Genomic DNA, 9,470 nt, shown 5'->3' with positions numbered 1-9,470 from the left:
ACGTGCTTGGCCACGTAATCCCGAAATTCTCGAGAGTGATGCTTACTTTGATTTTTCGCCATGATGTTCCTCCTGCTCGTTTGATTTAACTCTCATTAAATCATGGCTCACTTTGTCTTGCACTTATTATGCTAACTTCAGGTTCTTCCCGGAATGTTGACACTTCACCCGGAATTTGCGCCAACAGCCTTCCGATCGTCATCCACCAGCTGCGCTTGCTTTCAGGTCCGGCGGCTGCCGGACGACAACCAAGCCGTAGGCGCGGAGGAGGAAAAATTGGCTTTGTCCGCACTCAGCAGGACTCCCCCCTTTCACTCTATCCGTCAAACGGCAAAAACCCGCCTCCCCGGCAAGCGGGAGGCGGGCTTTTCGTATCAGCTGCCAAGGTGACGACTGAAGGCTTCGAGGTCGGCTTTGGACGTAATGTCGTGCGGCTGCATCGGAATACGGATGCGGCGCTGCTGCGGGAACGTGTCGTCAATATCCTGCAGGTACTGCAGCTCATGCCGGCGCCGCTCGGCGAGAAATTCGCCGTCCGCCGAGTCCGGCAGCACTTTGTTGATAAGGATGGTGTCCACACGCATGTCGTACGTTTCGAGCAGGTCACATGCTTTCTTCGTCTCGAGAATTGGCAGCCGCTCGGGATTGAGTACGAAGACAAACGACGTCAGCGACGGATCCAGCAGCACCTCCCTCGCCTTGGCGAAGCGCTCCTGCCGCTCCTTCAGCACGTCGTAAATCGGATCCTCGACCGGCTCGCCGTCGTTCAGCAGGCGGCTGTAGTTCTCGTTCGTCTTCTTCCGCTTCTTCAGCAGTCCCTCGATCCAGACCCCCATCAGCTCCGGCAGGGACAGCAGTCGGATCGTGTGGCCGGTCGGTGCCGTATCAAAAATAATCTGATCGAAGCGGCTGCGTTCTTCAAGGATGATGGAAATGAGCTTATCAAACAGCGCCGCTTCATCCGCGCCGGGAGAGGCTTTCGCCGTATCCAGCTGCCGGTGCACCTCTTCCATCATCCCGCTGTGCACCGTTTCGCGGATATTCTCCTTCACCTGCGCAATGTAGCGCGACGTTTCCACCTCACTGTCGATTTCGAGCGCCCACAAATGATCTTCGACCTGTACCGGCTTCCCGCCGATCTCGCGCCCGAAAATGTCGCCAGTGTTGTGCGCCGGATCCGTCGACACGAGCAGCGTCCGGCGCCCCGCTGCAGCCGCCTGGACCGCCAGCGCCGCCGCCGACGTCGACTTGCCGACACCACCCTTGCCGCCGACGAACACAATCTCCTTGTTCCAACTCATATCCACGCCCTCCTTCAGCAGCATCGAATCCCGTTCAGCGGTGACTTGTCCATGCCCATCCGCAGATGCCAGTCATGAAACTCCTCGATCATATGCGGATACAGCTCCAGCGTGTAATAATACACCGGATTCGGAATGCCGAGCATCTCCGAATACAGCAGCAGCAGGAACAAATCGTCCTCATCCCGCAGCTCCCGCGCAATCTCCTGCTTATGATTCAAGCTGATCACGTCCTCATAATAGCGGATCAGCTTCTTCATGTTCTCCAGCATAGGCCCGGCTCCTTTCGCAGAAAATGTGGTGCGGATGACGCACGCCGCGGAAGTTCTCCGCGGCGCCGCTTCTGATGCTTTCCCCTTATCCTAACATCCGAAGGAAGAGGGGAAGAGGCTTATTTCGGTAATTCGTCCCCGTCCCCTTTTGCCAGGGCAGCGAACGCGGTCAGCGCGATCCACAGCGCGAAGACGAAGTTGATGGCTCCGAAGATGAACAGGAGCATGTTGGTGCCTTCTGCCCACCAGGCCCACTGGAAGACGACCTGCTGGAACAGGGCGTACATCGTCATGAACAGGAGGAAGATCATCGGAATCAACGTGTAGATATAGTTGCGGCCGAGTCGTTTGAGCCAGAGCGAGACGAGCAGCAGGCTGATGCCGGCAAGCAGCTGGTTCGAGGTTCCGAACAGCGGCCAAAGGAGGTAGCCTCCGGAGCCGAAGCCCTGCGGTCCTTCTGGAATCAGCACGAGTGCGGCAGTAGAGCCGACAGCCACGGTCGTAGCGACGTGTGTTTTGGTCAGCGGCTTGATCTTGTATTCGGACCCGAGCTCGGTGATGATGTAGCGCATGAGCCGCACGGACGTGTCGAGGGTGGTTGCGGCAAAGCTGACGACGATGATCGAGACGATGGTCGTCGCGACAGCCTGCGGAATCATAAGCCCCTGGGCCAGACCGGCTGCGCCTTCGACGAAGTTGCCGAGACCGATTTCTCCGGCTGCTTCAAAGCTGGTATAGGCGCCGAGGAATTCATCGGCGTTAGAGAAGAGCGTGACTACGGCCAGGATCGAGACAAGCGCGAGGATACCTTCCCCGACGGCGCCGAAGTAGCCGACGAAGCGGGCATCGGTTTCTTTGTTCAGCTGTTTCGACGACGTCCCGGACGACACGAGTCCGTGGAAGCCGGAGATGGCGCCGCAGGCAATCGTAATGAAAAGCAGCGGCAGCCAGGACGTGTCCGCTCCTGGGTTCGTGGCCGGTGCGGTGATTTCCGGATTCGTCAGGAAGAGCCCGAGATACAGGATGCCGAGCCCGACGACGAGCTGGTGCGAGTTGATGAAATCCCGCGGCTGCAGGAGCTTCCATACCGGCAGGGTCGACGCAATGTAGACGTAGGCCAGTAAAATAATGATCCAGATGAAGAAGGCGGTGGCGACAGAACCGAGGCCGAACAGCCCGGCTGCTTCTTCTCCGCCCATGTAGCGGACGAGGTCGATCTGCATCCACGTGTTGCCACTCGAGAGAATTGCCATCGTGTACATGATCCCGAGCGCGAGCAGCGACGGGAGCAGCATTTTGACGTTGCGCTTGTACACAGCGTAGCCGATCCAGATTGCGAGCGGAATTTGAATGAAGACGGGAATGACGCTCGCCGGGTATGTAATGAACAGGTTGGCGATGACCCAGGCGAACACAGCGTTGACCATGAGCACGAGAATGAGAATGATAAATAAGAACAACATCTTCGCCCGCTGGCCGATCAGCTTGTTGGCGAGTGTGCCGATGGACTGCCCTTTGTTGCGGACAGACAAGACGAGCGTGCCGAAATCGTGGACCCCGGCCGCAAACACGGTCCCGAGTACAACCCAGAGTACCGCCGGCAGCCACCCCCAGTAGACGGCAATCGCCGGTCCGAGTATCGGGGCTGCGCCGGCGACTGACGTGAAGTGGTGCCCCCAGAGAACGTACTTGTTCGTCGGTACGAAGTCGACGCCGTCCTTATACTGGTGCGCCGGAGTCACATAGTCCGGGTCGAGCCGGTAAATCTTTTCCGCAATGAATTTGGAGTAAAAACGATAGCCGAGGGCGAATACAATCAATCCGGCGATCGCTACGAGAATCGCAGACATGAAATAACCTCCTTCTATGTAATTGTAAGCGCTTTAACGCTTCTTCATTTTAACAGAGAAGAAGAGGGAATTAAATAATATTTTTACTCTTTTGACAGTTTTCCGGATGTTCGGGTGCGGGACTGCTTTATAGGAGGAGGAGAGAAGCCGCGCTGTCTGCAGAAAGCGCGGCTTCTCCGGGAGTAAACGACAGACTTGCGGACGAGCGTCCAACCCGATGTGGCCTTCTTTTTCGCGGCTGCCCGGCAGCCGGGACCAAAAGGGCTTGGGTGCATGAGGGTTGAGATGGGCTTTGGCCTGTAGCGCCGTTTTCGGGTGCGGTCCGTCCGCCCGTGGTTCGTGAGTGACCGCTGTGGCTTCCTGAATGACCGTCCAGCTGCCGAATGACCGCTGGTTCCCTCGGAGTGACCGCCGGCGGGCGCGGTGCGACTGCTCCTCGACGCGGTGCGACCGAATCCACGCTCTAAACGTCCGCTCCGGGTACAGATCATGGACGGAAAGATACCCTCGTCTCTTTTTCCACGTACAAATCCCCCTCCGCTATGCCGGCGGAGGGGGATCGTTGTGTCCGTTAGTCGATTCGTTCGACGGAAACGTCATCCAGCAGGATTACATCGTCTCCAGTTTCCCGTGCCGAGAAGATCAGCTCGGCTTCCACACTGTCGTTTGCTTCGTACGTCCATGTCAGCTCGGTCCAGTCACTGTCGTCCAGCGTCGTGTAGCTGCTGTACGAACCGTAATTCCCATTGGTCGCATCGTACATCGCATTACGGATGTCGCCAGTGCCTTTCACCTGGAAGGTGACTTCATAGACGCCGCCTTCTTCCAGCTGGTACGTCTCGGTCGTAAAGCGGTTATGGACCCCGCTTTCAAGGTTATTCTCCAGCTCCACCGAGAATGCGCCGGTGAAGGCATCTTCGGACTGCGCTACCCGGGAATTGGCAAAGTTCGTCGTCTCGCCCCACCAGCCGTCCGGTCTGTCATCGGTCCAGGCTTCAAAATCGCCATTTTCCAATTCTTCCAGTGCCGGTGCGGTCGATGTCACGACCACTTCCAGCGTCAACGTCCCTGTATTGCCGGCGTCATCTTCCGCTTCGTAACGGACCGTATACGTGCCGGCGCTGTCCGGATCCACCTCATCTCCCGTTACGGTGATGCGATCCGTGATATCACCGTCCACGTCATCCACTGCGGTGACTTCCGGCAGGGTGAAGTCGCTGCCCTGCTCGATCGTCACGACCGGGTCTTCCTGCAGCGCGTCATCCACGAAGCTCAGCTCCGGAGGTGTGACGTCTCCCATGTCATAGTCCGGATCGATGTCTGGAATTTCCAGCTGCACCATCGCCGGATCGTGGTCACTCGCTCGTCCATCCTCTTCCATAAACTCCGAGTTGATGTTCATGAAGTCAACATCCATACCTTCTTGCAGGTGCTCGGAAACAAGAATCGAATCAAGCGACTGGGAAGCGCCATTAAAGTTGTACGTGTACTGCTCGTTGCGCGGCAGTTCAAAGATCGCGTTGTACAGATCTCCCTGCTCGACCAGTGTTTCTACTGGGTCAGACCATGGGAAATCATTAAAGTCCCCGAGTGTCACGACGTTCGGCTGTTCGTTTTTCTCATTCAGCTCCGCAATGAAGCTGCCAACAACATCCGCAATGTCCTGACGCTGCTCCCGGCTTCCCTGCAGGGCTGGCTGTTCCATGCCGTATGGCGCCAAATCACCGCGCTTCGAGTTCCAATGGTTTCCGATCACATACACCGGTTCACCTTTGAAATAAAACTCGGATACGATTGGTTTCCGAGTACTTTCAAACGCCTCGTTCGTCGGATCAATGACACCCGTCCCGTGGCTCAGGCTGCCATCATCTTCAATCGTGAGCCCTTCCTCTCTCGGTGCGACGCTGTCATCCGGAAGCTCGACCCGGTCGGTGCGGTACATATGACCGACGCGAATGTTCCCGCCCGGGACTCCACCGTCATTCATGTCAATCGGCTCGGATTCCGTGTATTCGTAGGCAGGTCCGCCTCTGTCACTGATCTCTTCAGCCAGTGCTTCATAGTTCTGGTCGGCAGCGGTCACGCCGTCATCGGTGGTGCCGCTGTTATCCAGCACTTCTACGAGCGTGATGATGTCCGGTGCGTTTAGTTCGTTCGCCATCGATTCCGCAAGCCTGCCTGCTTTTTCTGTCTGTGTAAAATCAAAGTTTTCCACGTTGTATGTCGCCACCGTCAACTGATCTTCGTCAAAGTCGATGGTCGTTTCATCGCGGCGTTCGTTGCCGCCGTCGTTCAGCTCCGGCAGGTCTTCTGTCGGCTCCAGCTTAAAGTTGCCGAAATCATAGGTGAGGACGCCGGTAATGCCTTCTTCAAAGTAGTCCCCTGTTTTTGCCACGGTACCAAACGGCACGTTGACGAACATGAGCTCGGTCACTAATTCCGGTCCCGGTTCAGGGTTTTCTTCCAGATACACACCGCCGCTCGGCGTCCGATTTTCCAGCCCCCACTCTTCTGAAACGACTGTGAGCTCCTGGAAGGACTGTGGTCCGGTCACTGTAACCTGACCTGGAATTTCCACGCGCATGCCTTCGAGGCTTTCATAGAAGTCGAGCGCATTGTTTTCTGCGTCGAAGCCTTCCCCCGTATCAATGTCGTATTCCTCTTCATTCGTCAGCAGCTCAGATGGAATGTCGCGGTCTTCCCCGATCACGATAGGATCCGGCAAGGCATTGCCGCTGGAGACCACCTCGATGGTAGACCCAGTAATCTGCGTCGTTGTCAGGTCATCATTGTCATCGAATCCGTCTTCTTCCCACTCTGTAACGGTCCCATTGACACGCACCTCATCGCCCTCGCTCACACCATGGTCACTTCGGAACACGTAGATTCCTTCCGACGTGTTGACGTTACCGTCAGACTCCTCCATCTGCATATAAAAGGCATTGTTTTCCGTATGTGTCACGATGCCCTCCACCGCCTGTACGGACTGACCTTCCAGCGGCGAAACATGCGCTTCCCCTTGGATGTCAGCGATGGTGACGTCTCCCGCTTCCTGAAGGATCGTATAATCGAGCACCGTTTCCGAACTGGTGGAGAGATCGTCCGAGACGGCGATCGCACGGATCTGGGTTTCCTCGTCGATGACTATCGGTTCCTCATACAACGTGCTGTCTTCTGTCGGCTCACTGCCGTCGAGTGTATAGTAGATCTGTGCTCCTTCGGTCGCGCTCTGCAGCTCGACTTCTGTGCCGGCAGCTACTTCCCCGGAGGACGGCGACGCTTCTACCGGCCGGGTCTGCGACGCGTCTTCGACGAGATCAGAGGAGCTTCTCGGCATCAGCTTGTTCTCATCGAAATCCAGATTCACCACCCCGGTGACCGTATCATAAGAGGTATCCTCCTGGATTTCGCCGATCTCATCTAGCATGATAAAGTCTCCAACGCTATCAGAAGCGGCAAAATCATCAAAATCATAATTATCTGCCACGTCCACGTCTTCGAGCGTGACGAGCTGTGCCTGAATATCATCCGCTTCTCCATCAAAGAACGAGGAGTCGACAACTTCTGGCTCCAGTACCTCATATCCAGCCCGGACGAGTTCGTTGGACGACTCCAGCACCTGTGTCATGCCGAAATAATCATCCACTTCTCCAGTGAACGTGACGAGGTCTCCCTCTTCATACGTATCCCCGAGTCCTTCGCCACGGACGATCACCGCCCCTGTATCATCCTGCACGTACATATTCGTCTGTCCGCCTGCTTCAAACGCAGCTGTCACAATGCCAGTGAATGTCTGCGTCGTGCCCATGGCTCCGCGTACTTCTGCGATCGTCGCTCCTTCAAAAAGGTCTTCTTCCTCTTCTTCTGCAAAGGTAAATGGTGCTTCTACGTCATTGATCCGCAGCAGACCATCCGTATCCAGTTCCTCTTCCAAATCGACACGCAGCACGTTACGCTCTCCCTGCTGCACAGTCGTTTCCGCAATGGCTGGCTCGTCTCCTTCTATTTCCCACGTCACATCAGCAACGTTATCCAGCGACAGTCCCGCCGGAAACGTTTTGTCAAACTCAATGTAGAAACTGGAAGCATCTTCCCACGACAGACTTTCCACTGTTCGGTCCGGCCCGTTCGCGTGATCCGGCGGTCCACCGCCTCTGTCACTCGGTGGTCCTCCCTGTGCTTGAGCAGGGACCGCGGCTGACGCAATCAATGCTGCGGATAAAAGCCCGGCTGTGCTCCGACGAAAATGTAAACGTTTTGCAGACACATGACATTCCCCCTTGGAATCTGTAGTAATACTGCCACAGCATAGCACGGAATGTTTCCAGTGCAAAGCAGTTGTCAGACAACTCCGACATTTTTGCACACGGCGGAAGTCCCGGTTTGAAGCTTTGTCAGATAAGCTGGCATACCGGGCACGAAGGCACCTTGAACAAACGTTCACATCTGATTGAACGGTGCATATTGGCGCGTGATGCCTTTTCCACAGCTGTACATGACAGCGCTTTCAAATCGCGTGAACAAATGATTGCAGCTGTCCCGGAGAAACTTTGAAGCGATTATCTTCCACATACAGGATGATCCCCCTTGAATCCACGCGGTTTCTCTATTCATCCGGAGCGTTTCCCTGCCTCTGAGGAGAGGCGTTGGACCCAGCATGCTGCCACTTTCCCCTCCATCCGTTTAAATCAAGAAGAATGTCACAGATCATGCAGGTCTTCTCCCAGACCTTTTCCCGAAAAAACAGGGTGCTGTCTGACAGCTGCCGGCGGCTGGGACCGGAAGGGCTTAGGTGGATGACGCTTTGGGTGGGTTGGCTTCGCTGGGAGGTGACGCGATCCGAAGCGCCGTTTTCGGAGACGCTGCGTCCGCCCGCGGCCGGGGAGTGACCGCTGCGGTTTCCTGAGTGACCGCCCAGCTGCCGAACGTCCGCTGCTTACTTCTGAGTGACCGCCGACGGATTCGGTGCGACTGCTCCTTGACGCGTAGCGACCGCCCGCTCGCTCTGAACGTCCGAGCCGGAACCAGACAAAGGACAGAGAATGAAACCTTCTGCCCGATATTTTCCTTTTTCTCGCGGCTGCCCGGCAGCCGGGACCGGAAGGGGTTGGGTAGATGACGCTTTGGGTGGGTTGGCTTCGCTGGGAGGTGACGCGAGCCGAAGCGCCGTTTTCGGAGACGCTGCGTCCGCCCGCGGCCGGGGAGTGACCGCTGCGGTTTCCTGAGTGACCGCCTAGCTGCCGAACGTCCGCTGCTTACTTCTGAGTGACCGCCGGCGGATTCGGTGCGACTGCTCTTTGACGCGCAGCGACCGCCCGCTCGCCCTGAACGTCTGCTTTGAAGCCGAACGACGGACAGGAGCAGCAGTATCACCGCCACCTCCTCTCTTCTTTTATCAAAGCTGCCGCACTTTATGCTATAGTGATGGCGGAAAGGAGTTGAGCGAATGGCGAAAGAAATTCACGTGGTGGCTGCCGTAATGGAGAATCCGGAAGGGGAGTTGCTGTGCGCGCTGCGTGGTCCGTCGATGACGCTGCCAAATGTGTGGGAGTTTCCGGGGGGAAAAGTGAAAGCAGCGGAGGCGCACGCAGCGGCGCTGGAGCGGGAAATCGAGGAAGAGCTCGGCTGCCGCATCCGGGCCGGGGGCGAGCTGCACGTCCATACGCATGATTATGGCAGCGCCGTCGTCACCCTGCACTGCCTGCAGGCCGACATCATCGAGGGAGTCCCATCCCCGTCAGAGCATTCGAAACTGCTGTGGATGCCGCGGGCCCAACTGCAATCCCTCGTCTGGGCACCGGCCGATGTCCCGGCCGTGACGATGCTGAGCGGCGGCGCTGCCCGCTCCTGAAAAGGAGAACGACCAGCGGCGCGTCCCGCTGCTGTATTTCCGCTTCGGCTGAAAAGCAGGTCGGCCTGGATACTCGGGCGGGTCGCCTCCCGTTTTTTTGAGCCACACTGCTTCTTTTGAGCCGGTATGAAGCGGTTTTGGGCCGTTTCGATGTCGGTTGGAGACGCTCTCCCCTCCCTGCTGCGCCACGGCGGCT

At 57.0% G+C, this 9,470-nt stretch carries 5 protein-coding genes; 1 reads left to right on the top strand and 4 read right to left on the bottom strand.

Annotation, left to right across the window (positions count from 1 at the left end; genetic code table 11):
• Nucleotides 1-374: 374 nt before the first annotated feature.
• The 4 genes from G477_RS0106445 to G477_RS18920 form a co-directional block, all read right to left on the bottom strand.
• Entirely contained in the window at nt 375-1,301 is a 927-nt protein-coding gene (locus G477_RS0106445; protein ID WP_026697241.1) for an ArsA family ATPase, read from the bottom strand.
• 14 nt (nt 1,302-1,315) lie between these two features.
• The gene (locus G477_RS0106440; protein ID WP_026697240.1) at nt 1,316-1,573 is read right to left on the bottom strand and encodes a cory-CC-star protein; all 258 of its coding nucleotides are present in this window, start codon (nt 1,571-1,573) and stop codon (nt 1,316-1,318) included.
• Between the two features lie 119 nt (nt 1,574-1,692).
• On the bottom strand, nt 1,693-3,423 hold the full coding sequence (locus G477_RS0106435) for a carbon starvation CstA family protein (protein ID WP_026697239.1): 1,731 nt from the start codon (nt 3,421-3,423) through the stop codon (nt 1,693-1,695).
• A gap of 571 nt (nt 3,424-3,994) precedes the next feature.
• Nucleotides 3,995-7,690: a chitobiase/beta-hexosaminidase C-terminal domain-containing protein gene (locus tag G477_RS18920; RefSeq protein WP_051287744.1), complete on the bottom strand. Its 3,696-nt coding sequence runs from the start codon at nt 7,688-7,690 to the stop codon at nt 3,995-3,997.
• 1,179 nt (nt 7,691-8,869) lie between these two features.
• Here G477_RS18920 and G477_RS0106420 point away from each other — a divergent pair.
• Complete coding sequence (locus G477_RS0106420) at nt 8,870-9,274, top strand: (deoxy)nucleoside triphosphate pyrophosphohydrolase (protein WP_026697238.1); 405 nt, start codon at nt 8,870-8,872, stop codon at nt 9,272-9,274.
• Nucleotides 9,275-9,470: the final 196 nt, after the last annotated feature.

It is taken from the genome of Alkalicoccus chagannorensis DSM 18086 (assembly GCF_000429725.1).
Classification (GTDB): domain Bacteria; phylum Bacillota; class Bacilli; order Bacillales; family Salisediminibacteriaceae; genus Alkalicoccus; species Alkalicoccus chagannorensis.
This window is presented reverse-complemented; position numbering and strand designations above follow the sequence as displayed.